Consider the following 25,117-nt stretch of genomic DNA (forward strand, 5'->3'; position numbering starts at 1 on the left):
GAGTGTGTGCAGGCGGAAAGGAGGGCGTTCGAGCTCTTCGTTGGCTTTCTGAAAATTCTTATGGCTCCCATAGGCGCTTTCGGTATAATTTCTAATTTACGCAGCCGTGATGTTTGTTTTAAAGCGCAAGATTTGGCGCGCTTTTTACGATCGACTTAATATTGATGAATGGCAAGGGAAAACAATGCTTAAACTCGAAGATGTGAAGTTGGCCATAGTGGGTCTCGGTTATGTGGGCTTGCCGCTGGCGGTTGAGTTTGGCAAAAAAAATGCAAGTCGTCGGATTTGATATCAGCCAACGTCGAATCGAAGCGCTCAAAGCAGGTCATGACGCTACTCTCGAAGTGTCTGATTCTGAATTGCGTTCTGCGTCGGGTTTAAGTTTCAGTTCTGTGCTGGAAGAGTTGTCCGCCTGCAATATATATATTGTTACCGTCCCAACCCCGATTGATGAGCATAAGAGACCGGATCTGACTCCTTTGGTTAAAGCCAGTGAGTCGATTGGGCGTGTTTTGAAAAAGGGCGATATCGTTATTTATGAGTCAACGGTCTATCCTGGCGCTACTGAGGAAGACTGTGTTCCAGTGCTGGAGAAAGTATCCGGACTGAAGTTCAATGTCGATTTCTATGCAGGCTATAGCCCGGAGCGGATAAATCCTGGCGATAAAGAGCATCGTGTTACTACCATCAAGAAAGTAACTGCCGGGTCCACTCCAGAGGTCGCTGATCTGGTTGATGCTTTGTATAATACAATAATTGTCGCCGGAACTCATAAGGCCAAGAGTATCAAGGTTGCCGAGGCGGCAAAGGTTATTGAAAACACACAGCGCGACTTGAACATCGCCCTGATCAATGAGTTGGCACTTATTTTTAATAAGATGGGTATCGATACCCAGGCGGTTCTGGAGGCAGCGGGGACGAAGTGGAACTTCTTGCCTTTCCGTCCGGGACTGGTCGGCGGCCACTGCATCGGTGTAGATCCCTATTACTTGACTCACAAGGCACAGTCCATCGGCTATCATCCCGAGATCATTTTGGCGGGTCGTCGCTTGAATGACAGCATGGGAGCCTATGTAGTATCTCAACTTGTCAAGGCGATGCTCAAACGCAAGATTCATGTTGATGGTGCTCGCGTCTTGATCATGGGGCTGACGTTCAAAGAGAACTGCCCGGACCTGCGTAACACTAAAATCATCGATATTGTGAATGAACTCGCTGAATTCAATATTGTTGTTGACGTTTATGATCCGTGGGTAGATGCGGCGGAAGCAATGCACGAGTATTCAATTACTCCTATCGCTCAACCGCAGGTTGATTCTTACGACGGTATCATTCTGGCTGTTGCACACAATGAGTTCTCTGCGATGGGGGCTGAACAAATTCGCAGCCTGGGTAAGGCAGAGCACGTTCTCTATGACCTCAAGTACCTGCTGGATGCCTCTCAATCAGATCTGCGTCTCTGAATATCAGGGTCTGTAAAGACCCTGATTCGTTACCGCCGGAAAAAAACAAGTCGAGAATCAAATGACCCGTTTCGAAGAAGTTAAAGCTGAAATTCAACAATCCCCAAAGGTTTGGCTGGTTACGGGGGTGGCCGGATTTATTGGCTCCAATTTATTGGAGACACTGCTGCAATTAGATCAGCGGGTTGTAGGTCTCGATAACTTTGCAACAGGGCACCAGCGTAATCTCGATGAAGTGCAATCAGTCGTGAGTCCTGAGCAATGGGCGCGCTTCGTGCTGGTAAAAGGTGATATCAGAAATATTGACGATTGCAGAACCGCGATGACTTTCCCGGCGGCCACCGATATTCCGGTAGATTACGTATTGCACCAGGCAGCATTAGGCTCTGTTCCGCGTTCCATCAATGATCCTGTTACAACGAACAGTACCAATATCGACGGTTTCCTGAATATGTTGGTTGCGGCGAAGGATGCGGAAGTAAAAAGTTTTACTTATGCCGCGTCGAGCTCTACCTACGGCGATCATCCTGGACTTCCAAAGGTTGAAGGTGTGATTGGCAAGCCGCTGTCCCCTTATGCGGTCACAAAGTATGTAAACGAACTGTATGCTGAGGTTTTTTCCAGTACATACGGGTTCAATACCATTGGGCTTCGCTATTTTAACGTCTTTGGCAAGCGTCAGGATCCGAATGGAGCCTATGCAGCCGTGATTCCTAAGTGGACGGCGGCCATGATCAATAACGAAGAGGTTTTCGTCAATGGTGATGGTGAAACAAGTCGGGACTTTTGCTTCGTAGAAAACGCAGTTCAAGCCAATATACTGGCTGCCTGTGCCAGTCCTGAAGCAAAGAATAATGTTTACAATGTCGCCGTCGGTGACAGGACAACATTGAATCAGGTTTTTTCCTGCATCAAGGACGCTTTGGCTCGCGTTGATGTCAAGTCTACATCGGATATGGTCTATCGGGATTTCCGGGCTGGTGACGTAAGGCACTCGCAGGCGAATATTGATAAGGCTAAGAGTTTGTTGGGCTACAAGCCGCTTTTCACTGTTGGTGAAGGTATGCTGAAAGCAGCAAGTTGGTATGTCTCGTTCTTTGCAAGAAGTTAAGGCTAGTGATTAAAGAGATCTGCGCAATCACGGTTCTTGCAAACAAACTTTGCATGTTTGTATTGTTGTTCAGTTTGGCAAGAATTTTAGGCGTCGAACTATACGGTGTGTTCTCTTACCATTACGCGATAGTCACAGGTATCGCAACGGTGGTAGGGGAGTGCTTGAGCGTCGCGCTAAGTCGTTATGCGGTCCTGAATGCCGAGGAAGTGAATTACAAGACTTCCTTGGGCCTCATGTCATGGGGCGGCATCATTGTAGGTGCCCTTTGTATCATCGTGTTTTTGATTTTTCCGGCGCCAGCTTCCTCTTACGAAATGAATTCTGGTTACTTGCTGATCGGAGCATTTTTTCTAGGTTTCGCTTGTGTTTGCAATTTGACTATAACCGGGTTGATGTTCTCCCTTAACACCTCGGGGAAATGGGCTGCTGCACTGGCGGCCCATGGTCTTCTTGGATTGCTGCTGGTCGTTTCCATTGCAAAGATTGCTGGGCAAATAGAGGGGGTCATTCTTACCCTCGCGATGTGTACGCTAATCGCGCCTGCATATGGATTCTTTACAATAAAGAAGAACCAGTTCAGCCATGATGGCAAGGGGGAGCGAGAACCTTCCTTTTTTCGACAAATGGCGGCATTGCTTTCGCGCTCAGGGGCTCCGACCATTGCCGGTAGTATGCTTCTCGGGGCACCTGTTCATATTGTTTGTCTGATGATATTTGCCAACTCGAGCTTGAACGTGTCGGAGATTGGCTATTTTAATCTGTTTTTCCTTTTTTATATTCTGGTAACTGTGTTGCCAAGCTCCCTGACATCCTATGCCATTGTAAAACTGGCAGGGCGCGGGAATAGTGCCAGTAAGTTGTACTTGATGCTCGGGCTATCAATTTCAGTTTGTTTGCCTGTGTTCCTGGTCTTGTCACAGAGCTACTGGCTGTGCCTGCTCGGCAGTAGCTTTTGCAGCAAAAATGATCTTCTGGCTTACGCAGTACTGGCGGGTGGCATTGGGCTTACAACTACAATCGTTACTCAAATATTGCACAGTAAAAACATGACCAGGGTTGTTTTCCTTGGTAGCTGTGTTTATGCGTTTGTTTATTTGTCGCTGACGGTAGTGGCAGGGTTAAAAGGCGATATGTTGGCGGTCGATCTTTTCAGATCCTTTGTTTTGGCACTGGCAGCTCAAATTGCCGTGCTCGCGGTCCTGGGCGGCCGTAAGTTGGTGCAGTGATGAATATGTTGAGCATGTGCGTTGGTTACACAGGGTGCATGGCTGAAAGTAATATTGGGGCCAGTATTGAGTCTGGTTTACGGTTCAGTTGCTTAGTTTTTGTTGGTCAGGGTTAATGGTTATATTACTGGTTTCGACGTGCCTGCTGGTATTGCTCGTACAATGCGTTCTGTGCCTGGTATCAAAAAAATATCTCGTTGCGTTGTACGCCGTTTGCTATTCGGTGCCTTTTTTAGGGCTTGTCAGTTGCTTGTGGGGCGAAACCATTACACTTTGGCCTATCGGAGACTATGACTTTTATCTGGATGACCTATTAGTATTCCGGCTTTCACTGGTCTGGTTTCTTGGTGTTGCTGGTGGACTTGCTGGTTATCTATTGTCATTGGCGGTGCCGCCCAGAAGTTTGCACGCGGAGCGGGAAACTTTTTTTTCTGCGTTGGACTTCAAGTTGGCAGGTTTCATTTTTCTTGCGCTGTCCATTTTCTTTATCAGCTTCAGGCTTGTAAACGCGAACGCACTGCTTGAAATGTTCGCGGGTATCGAGTCAGTAGTGGTTTTTTCCATCATCGCGATCATTGCCTTGGCATTTTCGTACCCATCCAGATCGATGTTTTTTGTGTCTGCAGCTCTGGTGGTTTCTTATAGTGTTGCCAACGCTATGACGGGGGATCGTGATTTTGTTGTCCTGGTTGTCGCTTCGATTCTAGGGCTGTTGTTTCGCTATAATAAATTTATCAAGCTTAAAGCTCTGTTGTCCGTTGCTGTATTCATGGCTCTTCTGCTCGTCAGCGGTGTTGTTGTTTCAATGAGCCGAATGGATGTGGACTTAACCTCGGATAACATTACGCAGTATTTATTGTTCAACTCCTGGAATGCGATCATTTTACCGCTTGTTCAGCAGTTAACCAATTTCTGGGATGGGGAGCATCTGCGCTATGGCCAGACCTATCTCGATATGTTCCTTTCGTTGGCACCGTCACCCTTCTATTCGGCTTTTGGCATGGAAAAACCCATTATGGTGGATAATCCAGCCCTCTGGTATTACATTACCGGGCTCGGTGGGATCCACGTTGCCGGCGTGGCTTTTGAGAATTTCGGCCTGTTTGGTGTTTTCCTCAATGGATTCATCAGTGTCTGCTTCTTGCGGTTGATCGACTCGCGCTGCCGCGAGGATGATTTTTTGCGAATTTTCTTGTACATGCTGTGTGCTGCATCGGTTATGCACTGGGTTTGGTACGGCGAAATATATTTGCTGAACTCATTGGTTTTTTATGTGATGGCATTAGGATTATTCTTCACGATGAAGCTCGTTCGGGTTTTGAAGTGAGTTTTAATATTTTCATTGGATTGAGAGAGTAGGTATGTGCGGAATTGCGGGAGTTGTCGGGTGGAAGCTGGATCAGCAAGGCGCCGTTGCCGTTGGCAAGATGGTGGACGCGCTGATACATCGTGGGCCCGACGATGGAGCAGTTTGGTCAGATGCCGATAGTGGGGTGTCGCTGGGACACCGACGGCTTTCGATCCTGGAACTCTCGGTACACGGAAGTCAACCGATGGTTTCCGATGATGAACGGTATGTTATTGTTTTCAATGGCGAAATCTACAATTTTAATGAGTTGCGCGAGAAGTTGATTGCGTCAGGTCTGACGCGTGTCTGGCGCGGGCACTCTGATACAGAAGTGTTACTGGCAGCGCTCGGTGCGTGGGGGGTACAAAAAACCCTTGAAAACCTGGTGGGCATGTTTGCCTTTGCGGTTTGGGATAAAGTTTCCAAGACGATTACATTGGCACGAGACAGAATGGGAGAGAAACCACTTTACTACGGTATTGTGGGTAACCGTTTTGTCTTCTCCTCCGAGCTGAAAGCGATCAAGGCTGCATTTGGCAGCGATCTGCGAATTGATCGTCATGCGCTGGCCAAGTTCGTAAGATATGGATATGTTCCGGCTCCGGAATCCATCTATGAAGGCATTAAAAAGTTGGAGCCGGCACACTATTTGAATGTCGGCTCGTTATCTAGTGCGCTGGACCCCGTTTCCTACTGGTCGTTACCGCCAGCTGGCAAGTTAAAACACGAACTTTCGCAGGCCAGCGATAAGGAAGTTGTGGATGTTGTCGGTCAAAGATTGTCTGCTGCAGTAAAATCGCAAATGATCGCCGATGTTCCACTTGGAGCGTTTTTGTCAGGGGGTGTCGATTCAAGCTTGATAGTGTCGTTGATGCAATCACAAAGCTCTACCAGTATCAACACTTACACGATCGGGTTTAATGAGCCCGAGTTTGATGAAGCACCTTACGCCAAAGCTATTGCCAAGCACTTGGGGACTAATCACACCGAGTTTTATCTGAGTGCCGACGATGCTGTTTCAATAATTCCGCACCTGCCGGAAATTTACGACGAGCCTTTTGCTGACTCCTCTCAAATACCTACAATCCTGGTCTCCAGGATGACAAAACAGCATGTGTCCGTTGCCCTGTCCGGTGATGGTGGCGATGAGCTTTTTGCCGGATATCCCCGTTACCAGATTACTGCCGGGCTATGGGAGCGTATAAAAAAGCTGCCGTTGCCTGCACGCCAGGTCATGGCTTATTCACTTCGTTCGCTCTCGTCCAAGGGGTGGGACAACGTCTGTTCGATTCTGCCGGGCAGTCTTCGAACCAAAGTCAATGGTCGACGTATCTACAGAATGTCCGAGCTGTTGGGTTCTGAAAATCTGGCGCAGATGTATACCGGTTTGATGTCTCAGTGGCAGTCGACCGACAATGTGGTGCTGGGTGTCGATGCTCAACGGCAAGACGTAGTTTCCTGGGAGTCGGCAGTGGATTACGTCGAGGAAATGCGGCGCTGGGACGTCTCTCAGTATTTGCCTGACGATTTGCTGGTTAAAGTGGATCGTGGTGCGATGAGCGCAAGCCTGGAAACCCGTGCTCCATTGCTTGATCATCGGGTTGCGGAACTCGCGTTTTCCTTGTCGTCAGACCAACTGATAAAAAATGGTGTGGGGAAGTGGCCGCTTCGCGAGCTTCTTAAGCGATATGTTCCTACTTCATTTTTTGACAGGCCGAAGGCGGGGTTCTCTATTCCATTGGCGCAATGGTTGCGTGGGCCGCTGAAAGAGTGGGCAGAAGACCTGTTAACGGAGGAGCGGCTCAAGAGAGAGGGCTACTTCGATTCTCAGAAAATTCGCTCGGCATGGCTCCAGCATCAGAACGGAACATACGATCGCAGTCTTCATTTGTGGAATATTCTAATGTTCCAATCCTGGCTCGATAAAAATAGCCACTAATCCAGATTGAGCAAAAGGTTTTCCATGAAGATAGTTTTCAATGCACTCTCTGCCCGTCTTGGTGGAGGTCAGACATACCTGATCAATCTTTTTCAGTTCGTACCTGACAATGCGGATCTTGAGATTCTGGTTTTCGCCCCGGCGTCACTCAAGCTGCCTGATCACCCGAGAATCAAGCGGGTCGAACCAACCTGGCCCACTGAAAACCCGATTGTCAGAGCCGTGTGGGAGCGGTGGGTGCTGCCCGGTATTTTGAAGTCTGAGAAAGCTGACGTTCTGTTTTGTCCCGGTGGCGTAGTGGGCACCTCTGCTCCAACAGGTTGCAAAGTTGCGACAATGTTTCGGAACATGATCCCCTTTGATTTGCGAGTACGCAAAAGCATTCCACTTGGATTGCAGCGCCTGAGAAATTGGTTGTTGAATCGTATTATGCTCAAGAGCATGCGCGAAGCGGATCTGACGATATTCATCTCAAATTACGCGCGAAGTGTCATTGAGTCGCTGACCCATATCAAGAATCCAGTTACGATTCCTCACGGAATCGGCTCGGTATTCAGGACGCATGGCGATTCTGCCGTTCTTCGGCCGGACTTTTTGCCCGCTCGAGAATATGTTTTATATGTGTCGCGATTTGATGTTTACAAACATCATTATGAAGTGGTTAGCGCTTATGCGGAGCTGCCAAAGGAACTTCGTGAAAAATTTCCATTGGTTCTTGTGGGTGAAACAAACCTGCCGGAGGCCGATCGGGTCAAATCTCTCATTGCAACGCTAGGCCTCGAAGGCCAAGTGCTTTTATTGGGCGCTATTCCCTATCAGACGCTTCCTCCACTTTATCATCACGCCTATCTGAATCTCTTTGCCTCGTCGTGCGAGAACTGCCCTAATATTCTTCTCGAAGCGCTCGCTTCTGGAAGGCCGATGATTTGCTCCAACGTAATGCCGATGCCGGAATTTGGAGCGGATGCCGCACTGTATTTTTCTCCGTTTGATTCAAAAGATATAAAAAATGTGCTGTCTGAGGCGCTGACAAGCCCTGATACGTTGAAGGCGTTGTCCGTTGCGGCGGTGACCCAGAGCGATAAGTTTGACTGGGAAAAAACTTCAAGAAATACATGGTCAGAGTTGCTGGCGTTGGCCGTGAGCCCCAAAAAAGGTATTTGATAAATGAAGGTTCTTGTGGTGTCGCAATACTTTTGGCCAGAGTCTTTTATTATCAATGACTTGGTTAAAACTTTATCTGCCCAGGGCCACGTTGTAAAAATTCTCACCGGAAAGCCCAATTACCCGGATGGTGTCGTCTTTAATGGCTACAGTGCCTCCGGAGCTCAGGAAGAAAAGTTCGAGTCCTCTGTCAGTGTTTTCCGTGCGCCGCTCAGACCTCGTGGTACTTCCGGTGCAAAAAACCTCGTCTTGAACTATTTGTCATTTATCTTGAATGGCTTGAAGCACTACCCACGCGCAGTGAAAGGGGAGGCCTATGATGCGATTTTTGTATTTGCGCCATCTCCCATTACGTCGGTTATTCCGGCGATTTACTTGAAGTGGAAACTCAAAAGCCATCTGGTTGTATGGGTCCAGGATCTCTGGCCAGAGAGTTTGAGTGCGACCGGGTTCATCAAGAACAAGGCAATATTGCGCGTTGTGGGCTGGCTGGTGAGAGGCATTTACGCCTTCGTCGATACGCTGCTTGTTCAATCGAGGGCGTTTCGAGACCCGGTCGCTCGTTATGCCAATCCTGGCAAGGTCGTGTATTACCCCAACTCCTATCAGGACGTGCCGCCGAGTGTAGAAGAGACCCGGATCCCTGTACCTTTGCTTGCGGAGCTCGACAATCATTTCTGTCTTGTTTTTGCCGGAAACCTGGGGACCGCGCAGTCGGTCGAGACCCTCGTTGAGGTCGCTGACAAGCTTCGCCATTTGTCGCAGGTCAGGATTGTACTGGTTGGTAGCGGCAGCATGTCGAGCTGGATCGAAAGCCAGAAGAAATCCCGCGGTTTGGACAACCTTGTTCTTGCCGGACGCTTTGCGGCCACTGAAATGCCGCATTTTTTCAGCCGTGCGCAGGGATTGTTGGTGACGTTGAAGCAGGATGAGGCGTTCTCCTATACCATCCCCAGTAAAGTCCAGGCTTACTTGGCAGCGGGGAGGCCGATTATCGCCGCGCTGGATGGCGAGGGTGCGCGCGTCATTCTGGAGGCCGGAGCCGGTTTGACCACTGCGGCGCAGGACGCCGAAGGTATGGCCAACTGCATTGAGCAACTTTTCCGCATGACTTCGGATGAGCGGGAATCGTTGGGACAGGCGGGTCGGGCGTATTTCCTCGAGCATTTCGAGATGGAGCGGCAAAGCCAGCGCTTGGTCGAAATCCTCAGTAGCAGGATCAATGAATTAAAAGGTATCTCAAAATGAAAGTTCTTGTGTTAGGGGTCACCGGAATGCTGGGTAGCACAGTGTTCAGGCAATTCCATGGAAACCCGCACGTCGAGGTGTGGGGCACTTTGCGTAATCCGGGTGGCGCAAAATACTTTTCTGAGGACATGCACAGTTCGTTGATCAGTAATGTCGACGTGCTTGACCAGGACTCACTGGTCTCGGTTCTGGCACGGGTCAAGCCGGATGTCGTCGTCAACTGCGTCGGGCTGATCAAGCAATTGGCCGATGCCAAGGACCCACTTTCTGCGCTCCCCATCAATGCCATGTTGCCGCATCGCATCGCCAAATTGTGCGCGTTGTCCGGTGCTCGCCTGATTCATATCAGCACCGATTGCGTGTTTTCCGGCCGTAAAGGCATGTACACCGAGGAAGATATCTCCGATGCGGAGGATCTCTATGGAAAGTCCAAGTACATCGGCGAGCTTCACACGGACCTGAATGCCGTCACGTTGCGGACCTCCATCATCGGTCACGAACTGGGGAGCCAGTACTCGCTGGTGGACTGGTTCCTGTCCCAGAACGGGCCGGTCAAGGGCTATGAGAAGGCCATTTTCTCGGGACTGCCTACCGTTGAGCTGGCGCGTGTCATTCGCGACTATGTGATCCCGAATCCACAGCTTCACGGCCTGTATCATGTTTCGGTGGCACCGATTGACAAGTTGTCTCTTCTGAAGCTGGTGGCGGAAGTTTACGAAAAGGAAATCGAGATCATCGCGGACAGTCAAGTTGCTATAGATCGCTCGCTGAACTCCTCGAAGTTTCAGGCGGCAACCGGTTACGTTCCACCGTCGTGGTTGGAATTGGTTAAGTCGATGCGCGCGTTGCGTTGATCATTAAATTCAATCAGGTTTGGGTAGGTAGTTATGTTCGATAATAAAGTTTTGATGATCACGGGCGGTACGGGCTCGTTTGGCCATACGGTGTTGAAGCGTTTTCTGGATACCGATGTAAAAGAGATTCGCGTATTCAGCCGTGACGAGAAGAAGCAGGAAGATATGCGCATTGCCTTGTCGAATGACAAGGTGAAGTTCTACATCGGTGACGTGCGTGATCGTGACAGCCTGGATCAGGCGATGGTGGGTGTGGATTACATTTTCCACGCCGCAGCCCTGAAACAGGTGCCTTCCTGCGAGTTTTACCCGATGGAAGCGGTGCGTACCAACGTCATGGGTACCGAGAACGTTTTGAATGCGGCCATTGCTTCGGGCGTACAACGCGTTGTCGTACTCAGTACCGACAAGGCGGTATACCCGATCAACGCCATGGGTATTTCCAAGGCCATGGCTGAAAAGCTGATGGTTGCCAAATCGCGGATGATTCCGGCGACAGGCCCGGTGATTTGCGCAACCCGCTACGGTAACGTCATGGCATCGCGCGGTTCGGTGATCCCGTTGTTCATCAATCAGCTGCAGAGTGGCGAGCCGCTGACCGTCACTGACCCGAACATGACACGTTTCCTGATGTCGCTCGAGGATTCCGTTGACCTGGTCCTGCACGCATTCGAGCATGCCGAGCAAGGTGATATTTTCGTCCAGAAAGCACCAGCCTCGACAGTGGCGGACCTGGCCCAGGCACTTAAGGAACTGTTTGTTCGCGACAATGCCGTCAAGGTCATTGGTACTCGCCACGGCGAAAAACTCTACGAGTCGCTGATCTCCCGAGAAGAAATGGCCAAGGCCGAAGACATGGGACGCTACTACCGTATCCCTTCGGACAATCGCGACCTTAACTACAAGAAGTTTTTTGTCGAGGGCGAGCAGGAAATCTCCGATCTCGACGATTACACCTCCCATAACACCGAGCGTCTCGATGTAGAAGGCGTGAAGAAAGTTCTGTTGAATCTGGAATACATTCAGGAGCAACTTGATGCTTAAGGTCATGACGCTGGTCGGGACGCGACCAGAACTTATCAAGATGAGCCGCGTTATTGCCGAGCTTGATAAGCAGGTTAATCATGTGTTGGTTCACTCGGGTCAAAATTACGACTTCGAATTGAATCAGGTCTTTTTCGATGATCTCGAAATTCGCAAGCCTGATTATTTCCTGGGCGCTGCCGGCGATACCGCAGCCAAGACCATCGCCGAAGTCATTTCGAAGGCGGACGAAGTATTCGAGGCTGAAAAGCCTGATGCACTTCTGCTCTACGGCGATACCAATACCTGCCTGGCCGTCATTGCCGCCAAGCGCCGCAAGATTCCGGTGTTCCATATGGAAGCCGGCAACCGCTGTTTTGACCAGCGCGTCCCTGAAGAATTGAACCGCAAGGTGCTCGATCACCTCAGCGACATCAATATGGTCTTGACCGAGCATGCCCGGCGTTATCTGATCGCTGAAGGCATTCGTCCTGAAACCATCATCAAGACCGGGTCGCATATGGAGGAGGTGCTCGACTATTACATGCCGAAAATCCTTACTTCCGACGTGCTGGCGCGAGAAGTCCTGGAACAGGACAAGTTCTTCATCATCAGCGCTCACCGTGAGGAAAACGTCGATACGCCGGAAAACCTTCGCGACTTGCTCAAAACGCTGCGAGCCCTGGCCGACAAGTACCAGTACCCGATTATCGTTTCCACGCATCCTCGTACGCGCAAACGTCTGGAAGCGATAGGCGAGTCGCTGGACCATCCGCTGATTCGCTTCTCGAAACCATTTGGTCTGCTCGACTACATCAAGTTGCAGATGTCGGCGTTCTGCGTGCTGTCCGATAGCGGCACCATCACCGAAGAAGCCTCTCTTCTGAATCTGCCCGCCATTACCATTCGTAATGCGCACGAGCGTCCGGAAGGGATGGATGAAGGTACTCTCATCATGAGTGGCCTGAAAGTGGAGGGTGTTCTGGATGCCGTACGTGTCGTTACCAGCCAGCATGATCGTAGCCAGCGCGTTATCCCGGTCGTCAGGGATTACCAGGCAGGTCCTGTGTCGAAGCAGGTCGTTCGGGTCGTGCTGAGTTACACCGACTACATCAATCGTACTGTCTGGTCGAAATCCTGAGCGTCGTCGAGGTTTGAAAAATGCGTGTTTTATTGACAGGTGCTACGGGTTTCGTTGGTCGCGCAGTATTGGGTCGCCTGGCGGCCTCTGACGATCTGGAACCGGTGGCAGCCATTCGTGGGCACGCCCTGCCTGACTGTCCTTCGCGCGTTATGACCGTTCGAACCGCCGGGCTCAGTGCCGATACCGATTGGTCTCAGGCGCTGGATCAAGTGGAGGTTGTCATTCATAGCGCGGCTCGCGTTCACGTCATGAATGACACCGAATCCGATCCGCTGGAGGCGTTTCGCAAGGTGAATGTCGAGGGCACGCTAAGCCTCGCTCGACAGGCAGCCTCGTCGGGTGTTCGGCGCTTTGTGTTCATCAGTTCGATCAAGGTGAATGGCGAAGGTACGCCGCTCAATCAGCCTTACTTCGCCGACGCGACGCCCGCGCCTGGTGATCCGTATGGCATTTCGAAAATGGAGGCCGAGCAAGGGCTGCGTGAAATTGCGAGCACTTGCGCGATGGAAGTGGTGATCATCCGTCCGGTACTGGTTTACGGCCCGGGCGTGAGAGCCAACTTTCTGAACATGATGCGTTGGCTGGACAAGGGAATACCCTTGCCGTTCGGGGCTATCCATAATCGCCGCAGCCTGGTCGCGCTGGAAAATCTTGCGGATTTGATCGTGACCTGCATCCGTCATCCGGCCGCCGCCAATCAGACCTTTCTCGTCAGCGACGGGGAGGATTTGTCAACGACACAACTGTTGACGCGGATGGCAAAGGCATTGGGTAAACCTGCACGCCTGTTGCCTGTGCCAAGCGTGTTGCTTGAACGAGGGGCGCAGATGCTCGGCAAGAAGGCTTTGTCGCAACGTCTGTGCGGTTCGTTGCAAGTCGATATCAGCAAAACCCGAGAGTTGCTGGGCTGGATTCCGCCGGTCAGCGTCGATGAGGCGCTTGTCTCGGCTGCCAACTACTACAAGGAAAGGCAGCGCTAAGCTGGCTTATGACAATGCCGGTTCAATTGCAGAATTGATTTTGGCTGTTTCAGGAAGTTGACCTTTGAACACGATTTGGTTGTTGGCGTTGGTGGTGGGTGTTTCATTCTTGGGCACCGGTGCATTGCGCAAATACGCGCTGGCACGCAGCTTGATAGATATTCCCAATGCGCGTAGCTCACACTCGGTCCCGACCCCCCGGGGTGGTGGTGTGGCTATCGTCCTGAGCTTTCTGATCGCATTGCCAGTCCTGGCCTGGACAGATGCCGTCACCTGGCCGATGGCGCTGGCTCTGCTGGGGGCCGGCGGCTGGATCGCGATCATCGGGTTTCTCGACGATCATGGGCATATTGCCGCGCGCTGGCGCCTGCTTGCGCATTTCGCGGGTGCCATCTGGGCATTGATCTGGATTGGCGGGATGGCGCCGATCAACCTGTTCGGCTACGAGTTCAGTCTCGGCTGGTTCGGATATGTCATCGGTGCGTTCTATCTGGTCTGGATGCTCAACCTCTACAACTTCATGGATGGCATTGATGGCCTGGCCAGCGTCGAGGCGATTTGTGCCTGTGTCGGTGCTTGCCTGGTCTACTGGATTGCAGGCCACACCAGCCTTGCGATTGCTCCGCTGGTGCTGGCGATGGCCGTATCGGGTTTCCTGGCCTGGAATTTCCCGCCAGCGAAGATTTTCATGGGCGATGCCGGCAGTGGTTTTCTGGGCATCGTGCTGGCGGTGATGTCGCTCTATGCAGCATGGACGAATCCACTGTTTCTCTGGGCCTGGCTCATTTTGTTGGGCGTCTTCATTGTTGATGCCACCTTTACCCTCATTCGTCGGCTGTTGCGTGGGGATAAGGTTTATGAGGCCCATCGCAGCCATGGATACCAGTATGCTTCACGACAATATGGCAGCCATCGGGCGGTCACGCTGACAATTGCTGCGATCAATTTGTTGTGGTTAGTGCCAGTGGCTATATTGGTCGTCATGCAATATATCGATGGCGTGGCAGGCGTGGTCCTGGCCTACGTGCCTCTGGTGTTGCTGGCTTTCAAGTTTCACGCGGGCGAGTTGGAAATCGCTGGCAAGGCGTGATGAACGCATTGGTTATTGAGTATTGCTTTGTCGGTAAGTGAGTTACCCAAAGCTGCAGTTGCTGTATCAATGCTAGGAGCTTCGACAGGTGTTTAGAGGGGTTATGGATAAGATTCGGGCAAAGTTGTTAAGTCTGCCAAGACGACATAAACGCATTCTGCAGGTCCTGACTGATATTTCGCTAGTCTGGTGTGCCCTGTGGATGGCGTTTGTCGTGCGACTTGGGGTGGACGAACTGGTCAACCCGTTCACTCAGCACGTCTGGCTTTTTGTCAGTGCACCTGTCATCGCCATTCCTCTTTTCGTTCGCTTTGGCATGTACCGTGCGGTCATGCGCTACTTTGGAAATGACGCGCTCATTGCCATTATCAAGGCGGTGACACTATCGTCCCTGATACTTGGCGTCGTGGTGTACTGGTACAGCAATCATCAAAACGTGGTTCCGCGCTCGATCATTTTCAACTACTGGTGGTTGAGCCTGATCATGATCGGCGGTCTGCGCCTGGCCATGCGTCAGTACTTTATGGGCGACTGGTTCAGCGCCGCCCAACACGTCCCGTTCACCAGCCGGGATGACGGTCTGCCGAAAGTGGCGATCTACGGCGCAGGGGCGGCAGGTAATCAACTTGTTACAGCCTTGCGGATGGGGCGCGTCATGCGGCCTGTTGCCTTTATCGATGACGATAGCGGGATCGCCGACCGGGTGATTTCCGGATTGCAGGTGTACAAGCCCAAGCACATCCAGCAGATGATCGATAACACCGGTGCCCAGGAAATTCTCCTTGCCATCCCTTCGTCAAACCGGGGCCGCCGTCGCGAGATTCTCGGGTTTCTCGAAGGCTTTCCGCTGCACGTTCGAAGCGTCCCGGGTTTCATGGATCTGGCCAGTGGCCGGGTCAAGGTCGACGATATCCAGGAAGTAGACATTGCCGATCTGCTCGGGCGTGACGCAGTCCCGGCCCAGGCTGATTTACTCGAGCATTGCATCACGGGGCAGTCCGTGTTGGTCACGGGCGCCGGGGGCTCCATTGGCTCCGAGCTTTGCCGGCAGATTCTGGCGCTACGCCCGACAACGCTGCTTCTGTTTGAACACAGCGAGTTCAATCTTTACTCCATCCTGTCCGAGCTGGAGCAGCGGGTCGCTCGAGAGTCGCTGTCCATCCGTCTCTTGCCGATTCTCGGGTCGGTTCGCAACCGGGACAAATTGCTGGATGTCATGAAAACCTGGCGAGTAGACACGGTGTATCACGCCGCCGCCTACAAGCATGTGCCCATGGTCGAGCACAACATTGCCGAAGGCGTACTCAATAATGTCATCGGCACGCTTAATACGGCCCAGGCCGCACTCCAGGCAGGCGTGGCCAACTTCGTCCTGATTTCGACGGACAAGGCCGTGCGGCCTACCAATGTCATGGGGAGCACCAAGCGCCTTGCCGAGTTGACGTTGCAAGCGCTGAGCCGTGAGTTGGCTCCGGTTTTGTTCGGCGACACGAGCAATGTCTCCCGTGTGAACAAAACACGCTTCACGATGGTGCGGTTTGGTAACGTCCTGGGGTCGTCGGGTTCGGTCATTCCGTTGTTTCACAAACAGATCAAGTCGGGCGGCCCGCTGACGGTCACGCATCCGAAGATCACTCGATACTTCATGACCATCCCGGAAGCGGCGCAGTTGGTGATTCAGGCGGGTTCCATGGGGCAGGGTGGTGATGTGTTTGTCCTCGACATGGGTGAGCCTGTGAGGATCGTCGAGCTGGCCGAGAAGATGATCCATTTGTCCGGCCTGAGCGTGCGTTCGGAAAGGAACCTGCATGGCGACATCGCTATCGAGTTCACCGGGCTGCGTCCGGGTGAGAAGCTATACGAAGAGCTTCTGATTGGTGACAACGTGGCGGCCACCCAGCACCCGATGATCATGACGGCCAACGAGGATCACCTGTCCTGGGATGTGCTGAAGGTCAAACTGACCGAGTTGCTTGCTGCGGTGGATCAGGACGACTATGCGCGCGTCCGTCAATTGTTGCGCGACACCGTCAGCGGCTACACCCCGGACGGTGAGATCGTCGACTGGATCTACCAGCAGCGCCGCCTGGAACCCTGATTGTTTCATATCCGGTAACGTACACATTTTTGACAGCTCGATGTCATGGCCTAAGTTTGGAGAGCAGCTGCGGAAAAGCTGCTTTCTCAAACGATGGCATGGAGCTTCACTAATGCGTACAAGCAGTTTCCATTCTCTGGTTTTCGCCCTTCTCGCCAGCACCTCTCTTACGGCAATCGCCGCCCCTGTCAACGCACCTGAGGTCATGAGTGCGCCGTTGGTGCAGGATGTCACTGCCAAGGCGCAATCCGGCAAAGTCGATCTCAATAGTGCTGATGCACCTACGCTGCAACGCGAGTTGACTGGAGTGGGCGAGGCCAAGGCCCAAGCGATTGTTGCTTATCGTGAAAGTAATGGTGCGTTTGCGTCAGTTGACGAATTGCTGGAAGTGAAAGGTATCGGCAAGGCGATACTGGATAGAAACCGCGACAGGATTGAAGTGAACTGAGGTGTGATTGAAACGAAAAAGGCCGATCATTGATCGGCCTTTTTCTGTAGCGTGTCCCGTCCTGAATAAGGTTTACACCTTCTGACTTCTTTTCAGGAAGGTGCAATGGATACGGGTACGAAACGCAGTCAGCGTGATTACACGCTGGCTTTTAAATTATCGGTCGTCGACCAGGTCGAAAAAGGCGAGTTGAGTTATAAAGAGGCTCAGCGGCGCTATGGGATTCAGGGTCGGTCGACGGTGTTGGTTTGGTTACGCAAGCATGGTCGCCAGGACTGGAGCCAAGGCGCCTCCATTCGCTCCCAGAGGATCAGACCTATGGACGAGCCAACCTTGCCATTGACTCCCGAGCAAAGAATCAAAGAACTTGAGGAGCAGTTGGCGCTGGCGAATCAGAAAGCCCAATTTTTTGAAGCCGTGGTTGATGTTCTGAAGAACGACTACGGCGTATCTGTCGTAAAAAAGCGACCCGGCAAGTCGTTGCGCAAACCCAAACCCTGAGTGTCAGCAGGGCTTGCCAATTTATGGGAATAAGCCGTCAGGCCTATTACAAACGTAACCGGGTCTACAGGGCTCGGGCCGACCAGGATCGGCAGCTCATAGCGTTTGTACAGAAAATCCGTGTCCGCCAACCTTGCATCGGTACCCGGAAGCTGCACTCGATGATGCATGAGCAGCGCGAGCAACGGGAGCTTCATGTTGGCCGGGATCGTTTATTCGCGGTTTTGCGTGAAAGCCGCCAGTTGGTCCACAGAAAGCGAGCGTATCACAAGACGACCGACAGTCATCATCGCTTCCGCCGGCACCCCAATTTGCTGAAACCAAGCCCGGAACAAATAATCGCTAACGGCCCGGAACAGGTCTGGGTGGCCGATATTACGTACCTGCCTACCCGTGATGGCGTGGCCTATTTGAGTTTGGTGACGGATGCCTTTTCGAGAAAAATAGTCGGCTATCACGTGCATGAGAATCTGCACACCAACTCCGTGGTGCAAGCCTTTCGAATGGCTTTGAAGCGGCGTCGAAGCGGTCAGAAACTAGTCCATCACTCGGATCGAGGCGCCCAGTACTGCTCGGCCCTTTACCAAGAAGTGCACGCAAAACATGGCATTACTTGCTCGATGACTGATGGCTACGACTGCTACCAGAACGCCTTGGCAGAGCGGGTCAACGGCATCTTGAAAACAGAGTTCTTGATCCATCGACCAGCGGATTTGGCGCAGGCCACACAGATGGTGCAAGAGGCGGTCACGATCTACAACCAGGAGCGGCCGCACCTGTCTTTAAAATACAAAACGCCCGATGCGGTGCATCGGGCGTTAGGGTGAAACAGGTGTAAACCTATTTCAGGACTAGACAGCGAGACTTAAGCCCGGCGGGCCAGTCCCTTTTACGTGTACGGTGCGTTGTTGCCGCTCATCCGAACTCAGGTAAAGTACAGGTCGGCATTGTTCAGCAAGGTGGTCTGGCCAAGCAGTGTGATATTGCCCCCGTGAGCACCGTCACCGGCAGTGTCGAAAGTCACAACCAGCCCATTGTCCTGCAGCGTCTGTGTCACGGCCTTGGTAGTCGTCCAGCCGTAGATGTAGAGAGTATCTTCACCTTGTTTGAAATCCTGGATGGTGTCTGAGCCCGAGCCTGCGTTGAATACGAAGACGTCCCGCCCTTTTCCACCAATCAGCAGGTCGTTGCCGGTGCCGCCGACAATGAAGTCGCTGCCGTTTCCTCCAACCAATACATCGTTGCCATCGTGACCGTACAGCGAGCAGTTCGCATCCGAGTGAGACTGGATGATGTCATTGCCGCTGTTTGCTCCGCTGGTACTGCCAGCCAGTTCTGCGCCAAGGGTGCCGGTGTAGAGGATTTTGTCTGCCGCACTGCCGCCGTAGATTTTTTCGGCGTGCCCGGAACCAGGATTGCCAGCGACGGCAGTCGTATTGAAGCCTTTGAGTGGGTCGGCGTTGAAAATAAATGTAGCGTCGTTGGCAGTGAGCAGTGTCGTACGGCCTTCGATCAGCATCCCGCCGTCAAAGCGTGCGTCACCATCGGTGTCATAGCGAAGATAGACACCGTCCGAGGTCAGTTTCTGGTCGATCCTGAAGTTGAACTCTTTTTCCGAAATTTGCGTACGACCGGTACCACCGGTACCGCTGACGCCGAGGAAAACAAGCTGATCGGTACCTACGCCGAAACTGTCGATGGTGTCATTGAAGCCGTCGCCTTTGGAAAACGCATACTGGTCGGCACCGTATCCGCCAGACATGTAGTCATCACCGGTACCGCCGACCAGAAGGTCTGAAGCCAGCCCGCCAATCAGGATGTCATTGCCCTCATTGCCGTAAAGTTGACCGCCCGAAAAACGTAGCGCAAGTGTGTCATCGCCGGCACCACCGATGAGCGTGGCGAACACCGGGCTGAGTGAACTGCCATCATATGAAATGAAGTCAGCGCTCGAACTGCCGGTGACCGTGGCTCTGCCGTTGTTGGTGACGGCGTCGCTATCTGTCAGATGCGTGGCGGTCAGGCTGGCGATACCGCTATCTACCGTATAGTCAAAGACTCCGCTAAGAGAATTGGAAATACTGTCCAGCAAGGTATCGCTCAGACTGCCGTTACTGGTATAGAGCTTATGCTCTGTAGTGATTATTTGCGCTGCATATAGATTAGCCAGGCGCAAGGCTTCTGCACCTGTCTCTGACCATCCGGATTCACTGGCATTATGCGGAATGAAATTTTCAATATCGTCTGCGTTCATCATGTCCTTGACACCGACACGCTCGCCCGTGCGAACGTCGGTGTAATAGACGTTATAGTCCGCGTCCTGAATTTCCCATTTGTTGGTAGTTGTATTAAAAATTTCAAGGTACGTATGTCCCTGAAAGAACCCCTGGGAATCTGAATATGTCCAGATGGTGCGTTTTTGCAGGCCAAGTTCTGCGCAAAGGCCGCTGAATACGTTAACCATGTTGCCGCACAGCAGCTCTGCGCGTTCGGCAGTGGGGTCGCCTGTGACGGTTTTGTAAATTTGCTCGGCGGTATAGAAGGGGTCATTGCCGTGGGCAGCCCACCAGGCACCATCCGAGTGAGTTGTATTGGTGGCCAATAGTTCGCGGGCGACGTCTTGCAGCAACGCGCCTGTTGCGGCCGCTTCTTCCCGGACGATATTGGCAAGTAAAGAAAAATAATTGATCAAGAGTGACTCCATATTGATTGGGTGGCCGCTCCCGATATCCAAATCGTTATGCAAACGGCGTTGCAGGCCAAAATTTCACATATGTTACAGTTCTTTGGCCGGTATTTTAAAGAACCATTATCAACTCAAGCGGAATTATAAATCTTCAGAGCGTAAGGACCAGCGCTGCTCGTCGACTACATCGCAAAACCAGGATAGTGGCGATTTCATTCTGCATACGTCGCTCAGGTGATACACTCGCGCGCCCCGCAATCCCCGATCAACACGCCAGGTTGTCAGTTCCGAGATGATACGCAGTACGCCCGAAAACAGCTTGCAGGAAGCCCTGAGGGCCTGCAGGAGCAGTTTCATGTCAGTGGGTTTTTTCAGCCTGTTCATCAACGCACTGATGTTGGTCCCGACCTTCTACATGCTTCAAGTCTACGGGCGGGTCGTCACGGGCGGCAGCCTGACGACGTTGGCCATGTTGACCCTTATTCTGACCTTTCTGCTCGTGACGATGGGCCTGCTGGAGTGGGTACGCTCGCGGATCATGGTTCGTGTCAGCACCAGGCTCGACGTGTTGCTGGGCCGGGATGTCTACAGGGCCAGTTTCAAACGGGCCCTGGACAGCGGTGGCCAGGACGCGTCGGCCCAGCCGCTCAGCGATCTGACCGGGCTGCGCCAATTCATGTCCGGGAACGGACTGTTCGCTTTTTTCGATGCGCCGTGGCTGCCGATCTATGTCGCGGTGCTGTTCCTTTTTCACCCCTGGTATGGCTGGACGGCAATCGGTTGTGCGGTGATCCTGCTGGCGCTGGCCTGGATCAATGAGCAATCCACGGGCAAGGTTCTGGCAGAGGCCAATAAAGAGAGCATTGGTACGACGCTGCAAACCAACAAGAATTTGCGCAATGCCGAAGTCATCGAATCCATGGGCATGCTTGACTCCCTCATGTCACGCTGGAGTCTGCGGCACAAGAAGGTGCTGCTGTTGCAATCCAGAGCCAGCGATCGCAGCGGGATCATCACGTCGATATCAAAGACTTTCCGTCTGCTTGTTCAATCACTGATTCTTGGCCTCGGCGCTTATCTGGCGGTTAGCCATGAGATTAATCCCGGGCTGGTAATCGCAGGTTCAGTGCTGTTGGGGCGAGCGCTGGCCCCCCTGGACTTGATGATCGGCAGTTGGAAAGGATTCATCGCTGCCCGTTCACAATACGCACGACTGAACGGCATTCTCGACCAGCAAAAAGCCGAACCCGAGCGTATGCAATTGCCCGCTCCAATCGGTCATGTGACGGTGGAGAACCTCACCCTGGGTGCTCCTGGAGCAAAGACCGCGATCATCAAAGGCATCGGTTTCAACGCACCGGCAGGCGCAATGATCGGTGTCGTCGGGCCAAGTGCCTCGGGCAAGTCGACGCTCGCCAAGGCCCTGGTGGGCGTATGGAAGCCACAGCATGGCGTAGTCCGTCTGGATACTGCCGATATTGCCAATTGGGACAAAAGCCAATTGGGACCGCACCTCGGGTATTTGCCGCAAGACATTGAATTGTTCGAAGGCACTATCAGCGACAACATCGCGCGTTTTGGTGTCGTGGACCCGGATAAAGTCGTGCTGGCGGCCAGGACCGCGAGTGTCCACGAAATGATTCTGATGCTGCCTGATGGCTACGATACGGTCATCGGTGAGGGGGGCATCAATCTGTCGGGTGGGCAACGGCAACGTATCGGGTTGGCGCGGGCAATCTATGGCAGCCCGCGGCTTATCGTGCTGGATGAGCCGAACGCTCATCTGGACGAGGTCGGTGAACGAGCGCTGGCGTTGGCGCTGCAACAGATAAAACTCACCGGGGCAACGGTTTTCGTGATCGCCCATCGGACCTCGATTCTGGCCCAGCTTGACCGCTTGCTGGTGATGAACGCCGGCACAATCAGTTTGTACGGCCCACGGGATCAGGTCCTCGCGCAACTCAACGCGAATCAATTGGCCGCCCAGCAAAAGCCTGGCGCACGGGCAGGCACAGAAGTCGCTTCGACCGAAGTTTGACAGGAAGTTATCGATGAACCGCACGCTCACTACTCCTGCCGATACTTTCGCAGATCTGCCCATGTCCGACAGATCCGTACGCCGTAAAGGATTTCTCATTGTATTCGTGACGTTCGGCCTGTTTGGCGGATGGGCGGCGTTTGCTCCACTGGACGGGGCGGCTTACGCGCCGGGTGTCGTTACCGTGCAAACATACCGCAAGACGGTGCAGCATCTGGAGGGCGGCATCGTCAAGGACCTGCTTGCCCATGATGGCGATGTTGTGAAAAAAGGTGATCCGATCATCGTGCTCGACGACGCTCAACTGCGCTCCGAATACGAAATGACCCGCAGCCAGTTGATCGCTGCCAGGGCAATGGAGGCGCGCTTGCTGGCCGAGCGGGATGGCCTGCCGATGATTGCGTTCCCCAATGACCTCAATTCCGACAATCAGCGCAGTTCCGAATCGCGTTACGGCGAGACTCAGGTGTTCAACGCACGGCGCAGCTCGCGACTTGGACAAATATCGGTCCTGCAGGAACGTATTGGTCAGTTGAATCAGCAAATCAAGGGAACCGACACCATGATCGGTACCAAGACCAGCTTGCAGGATTCCTATAGCGGCGAAATTGCCGAATTGAAAGAATTGCTGGCCCAGGGTTTTGTCGACAAGCAGCGCATGCTCGAACAGGCACGCAAACTGGATTTGCTCAAGTCTGAAGTGGCGGATCACCGCTCGACCAACATCAAGACCAAGTTGCAGATCAACGAAACCCAGTTGCAGATCCTGCAGATCGACAAGGACTTCAGCGCCGACGTTACCAGGCAGTTGGCAGAGACCCAGACCAAGGCCTATGACTTGCAGGAAAAGGCTTCGGCGCTGGAGGATCGCCTGAGCAGGGTGGTTATTCGCGCTCCGGATGACGGGATGGTGATCGGCATGACGGTTCACACCATCGGTGGCGTCGTGCGACCCGCGACACCCTTGCTGGATATCGTTCCATCGGTTTCCGATCTGGTGGTCGAGGCGCAGGTCTCGCCCAATGACATCGACCGAATCGCTGTCGGCAAGTTGGCGGACATTCGCTTCAATGCCTTCAACACGGCCACGACTCCTGTCATCGAAGGTCGAGTGACGAGCGTTTCCGGCGACCGCCTGATCAACGAAAAGACCAGCGCGCCGTATTACCTGGCCCGGATCAGCGTGACTCGGGAAGGGGCGCGCAAACTGGGTGATCGCAAGTTGTTGGCGGGCATGCCGGCAGACGTATTGATCAACACCGGAGAGCGCACCATGCTGCAGTACCTGATGCAGCCGGCACGTAACGTTATCGCCCAGTCGATGATCGAGGAGTGATCGTGCGTCTGTTTCCCTGCCTGGTGTTGGGTTCGTTGGCATTGCCTGTCCACGCCGCCGAAGCGCCCGTTGCCCGTTCCTCTATCACGACACCGCCAACGGCTTCGGTCAGTAAACAGAACTACTCGGTTGACTTGATGCAGTTGTACCGCGAGTCACGCCTGGAAGATCCTCGGGTGATCGCTTCTTACTCCAAGGCTCAATCCGGGGTCGAACAGCAAAACCAGGCATTTGGCAGTCTGTTGCCCTCGGTGACGGCTAACGCCGGATTCAACCGGATCAAACAGACCAACCTTCAGATCGACGAGGCCTACAACAGCCGCAATTATTCGGTGGGGTTGACCCAGCCTTTGTATAACAAGGCTGCCTGGGAAAACTACCAGCACTTCAAAAGCCTGGCAAAGCAGGCGGACTCCGAATCAAAGGAGGCTCAGGCCGAGGCCACGGTGGATCTTGCGCAGCGTTACTTCGCTGCATTGGCTGCCGACGATGAACTTGAACTGGTGCAGGCCGAGCGCAGGGCTACCCAGAAAAACCTCGACAGGGTCAGTGCGCTCTACAGCAAACAGTTGGCAATGGTTACCGATATGCTGGATCTGCAGGCGCGGGTCGATTCGCTGGCCGCCCAGGAAGTCGATGCGCGTAACCAGTCCAGTCTGAGCCGCGTCGCGTTGTCGGAGATTATCGGACGGCCGGTCAAAGAGAAGCTGAGCCGTGTGCGTAATGATGTCGAGCTGAAGGTATCCGCCGAAAGCCTGGAAAGCTGGGTAAATCTGGCGATCGCCGACAATCCGGCGATCAAGGCCAGTGAAAATGCGCAGGAGGCTGCCGAGGCCGCCCTGCGCGCCGGGAAGGGCGGGCACTATCCCACGGTCAATCTGAACCTGAGCGCACAACAGACCAACGAGGGTTACAACAACTCGTTGGCGCCGCAGACCGACAGCTATGTCGCGGGTGTGGGAGTGCAGATTCCGATCTATAGCGGTGGTGCGACGTCCGCTCGGGTAAGGCAGTTGTATCAGGACCAGCTCACCGCAGAACAGCAATTGGTGGCGACACGTCGTCAGGTGGTCAAGGAAACGACTAACGCATATTTGACTGCAGATTCAAGCGTGGAAAAGATTCATGCCAATCGCAATGCACTGGCTTCGGCCGAGCAGTCGCGCATTGCAGCAGAAAAGGCATTCACCTACGGCGTGGTTAATGCCGTGGATGTATTGACGGCGGTGCAGAACGAATTCACGGCACGTCGCGATCTGCTGAAGACTCAGTACGACTTTATAACCAACCTTTTTATCCTGAATCGCTGGGCCGGAAAGTTGTCGCAGGAAAGTGTCGAGAACGTCAATGTCTGGTTGAGTGGGAATGATCAAACGATCACTTCACCAGAGACACTGCGCGAATAAGTTGTCGCCCG

General features: G+C 53.0%; 18 protein-coding genes and 1 pseudogene. 18 read left to right on the plus strand and 1 reads right to left on the minus strand.

All coding sequences use genetic code 11. The annotated features are described in order from the left end of the window. The first annotated feature begins 184 nt into the window (after window positions 1-184). The 15 genes and pseudogenes from tviB to AB7M25_RS08430 all read left to right on the plus strand — a co-directional run bounded on the left by tviB (window position 185) and on the right by AB7M25_RS08430 (window position 18,467). A pseudogene (gene tviB / locus AB7M25_RS08360) lies at window positions 185-1,463 on the plus strand (Vi polysaccharide biosynthesis UDP-N-acetylglucosamine C-6 dehydrogenase TviB). Between the two features lie 61 nt (window positions 1,464-1,524). Beyond that, the gene (locus AB7M25_RS08365; protein ID WP_429388177.1) at window positions 1,525-2,574 is read left to right on the plus strand and encodes an NAD-dependent epimerase/dehydratase family protein; all 1,050 of its coding nucleotides are present in this window, start codon (window positions 1,525-1,527) and stop codon (window positions 2,572-2,574) included. Between the two features lie 5 nt (window positions 2,575-2,579). Further along, on the plus strand, window positions 2,580-3,803 hold the full coding sequence (locus tag AB7M25_RS08370) for an oligosaccharide flippase family protein (protein ID WP_429388174.1): 1,224 nt from the start codon (window positions 2,580-2,582) through the stop codon (window positions 3,801-3,803). A gap of 115 nt (window positions 3,804-3,918) precedes the next feature. Further along, window positions 3,919-5,130: a hypothetical protein gene (locus tag AB7M25_RS08375; RefSeq protein WP_429388172.1), complete on the plus strand. Its 1,212-nt coding sequence runs from the start codon at window positions 3,919-3,921 to the stop codon at window positions 5,128-5,130. A gap of 34 nt (window positions 5,131-5,164) precedes the next feature. Next, a complete protein-coding gene (gene asnB, locus AB7M25_RS08380) occupies window positions 5,165-7,090 on the plus strand; it encodes an asparagine synthase (glutamine-hydrolyzing) (RefSeq protein ID WP_429388170.1) in 1,926 nt (641 codons plus the stop codon). Window positions 7,091-7,114: 24 nt separating this feature from the next. Beyond that, the gene (locus tag AB7M25_RS08385; RefSeq protein ID WP_429388167.1) at window positions 7,115-8,254 is read left to right on the plus strand and encodes a glycosyltransferase family 4 protein; all 1,140 of its coding nucleotides are present in this window, start codon (window positions 7,115-7,117) and stop codon (window positions 8,252-8,254) included. A gap of 3 nt (window positions 8,255-8,257) precedes the next feature. Next, the gene (locus AB7M25_RS08390; RefSeq protein WP_454237157.1) at window positions 8,258-9,502 is read left to right on the plus strand and encodes a glycosyltransferase family 4 protein; all 1,245 of its coding nucleotides are present in this window, start codon (window positions 8,258-8,260) and stop codon (window positions 9,500-9,502) included. Then, window positions 9,499-10,356 carry a dTDP-4-dehydrorhamnose reductase family protein gene (locus tag AB7M25_RS08395; protein ID WP_429388163.1) on the plus strand — a complete coding sequence of 286 codons (858 nt, stop codon included), beginning with the start codon at window positions 9,499-9,501 and terminating at the stop codon, window positions 10,354-10,356. Before AB7M25_RS08390 ends, AB7M25_RS08395 begins: the two co-directional genes overlap by 4 nt. A 33-nt stretch (window positions 10,357-10,389) precedes the next feature. Beyond that, window positions 10,390-11,400: a polysaccharide biosynthesis protein gene (locus AB7M25_RS08400; protein ID WP_015093995.1), complete on the plus strand. Its 1,011-nt coding sequence runs from the start codon at window positions 10,390-10,392 to the stop codon at window positions 11,398-11,400. Further along, on the plus strand, window positions 11,393-12,520 hold the full coding sequence (gene wecB, locus AB7M25_RS08405) for a non-hydrolyzing UDP-N-acetylglucosamine 2-epimerase (RefSeq protein WP_454237158.1): 1,128 nt from the start codon (window positions 11,393-11,395) through the stop codon (window positions 12,518-12,520). Before AB7M25_RS08400 ends, wecB begins: the two co-directional genes overlap by 8 nt. A gap of 20 nt (window positions 12,521-12,540) precedes the next feature. Next, window positions 12,541-13,503 carry a UDP-glucose 4-epimerase family protein gene (locus tag AB7M25_RS08410; RefSeq protein ID WP_429388162.1) on the plus strand — a complete coding sequence of 321 codons (963 nt, stop codon included), beginning with the start codon at window positions 12,541-12,543 and terminating at the stop codon, window positions 13,501-13,503. A gap of 64 nt (window positions 13,504-13,567) precedes the next feature. Then, window positions 13,568-14,593 (plus strand): MraY family glycosyltransferase, encoded by a 1,026-nt coding sequence (locus AB7M25_RS08415; protein WP_429388160.1) that lies wholly within the window; start codon window positions 13,568-13,570, stop codon window positions 14,591-14,593. 103 nt (window positions 14,594-14,696) lie between these two features. Continuing rightward, entirely contained in the window at window positions 14,697-16,691 is a 1,995-nt protein-coding gene (locus AB7M25_RS08420) for a polysaccharide biosynthesis protein (protein ID WP_454237159.1), read from the plus strand. 112 nt (window positions 16,692-16,803) lie between these two features. Next, on the plus strand, window positions 16,804-17,139 hold the full coding sequence (locus AB7M25_RS08425; RefSeq protein WP_429516678.1) for a ComEA family DNA-binding protein: 336 nt from the start codon (window positions 16,804-16,806) through the stop codon (window positions 17,137-17,139). A 105-nt stretch (window positions 17,140-17,244) separates the two neighbouring features. Next, window positions 17,245-18,467, plus strand: a protein-coding gene (locus tag AB7M25_RS08430) for an IS3 family transposase (RefSeq protein WP_454236982.1) whose coding sequence is annotated in 2 segments (ribosomal slippage) — window positions 17,245-17,596 and window positions 17,596-18,467 — 1,224 coding nt in all. Because the reading frame shifts where the segments join, the coding sequence is not laid out codon by codon here. A 98-nt stretch (window positions 18,468-18,565) separates the two neighbouring features. Here AB7M25_RS08430 and AB7M25_RS08435 read toward each other — a convergent pair. Continuing rightward, complete coding sequence (locus AB7M25_RS08435; RefSeq protein ID WP_429560657.1) at window positions 18,566-20,332, minus strand: calcium-binding protein; 1,767 nt, start codon at window positions 20,330-20,332, stop codon at window positions 18,566-18,568. Window positions 20,333-20,621: 289 nt separating this feature from the next. Here AB7M25_RS08435 and AB7M25_RS08440 point away from each other — a divergent pair, with 289 nt between their 5' ends. From AB7M25_RS08440 to AB7M25_RS08450, 3 genes are read left to right on the plus strand one after another with little or no spacing between them, the layout of a single operon-like run. Then, a complete protein-coding gene (locus tag AB7M25_RS08440; protein WP_429388233.1) occupies window positions 20,622-22,364 on the plus strand; it encodes a type I secretion system permease/ATPase in 1,743 nt (580 codons plus the stop codon). 13 nt (window positions 22,365-22,377) lie between these two features. Next, window positions 22,378-23,700, plus strand: coding sequence for an HlyD family type I secretion periplasmic adaptor subunit (locus tag AB7M25_RS08445; RefSeq protein WP_429560658.1), 1,323 nt, complete (start codon window positions 22,378-22,380; stop codon window positions 23,698-23,700). Further along, on the plus strand, window positions 23,697-25,106 hold the full coding sequence (locus AB7M25_RS08450; RefSeq protein ID WP_429388152.1) for a TolC family outer membrane protein: 1,410 nt from the start codon (window positions 23,697-23,699) through the stop codon (window positions 25,104-25,106). The genes AB7M25_RS08445 and AB7M25_RS08450 overlap by 4 nt, the downstream gene beginning before the upstream one ends. The last annotated feature ends 11 nt before the right edge of the window (window positions 25,107-25,117 follow it).

The organism is Pseudomonas sp. AP3_22 TE3818 (genome assembly GCF_053628995.1).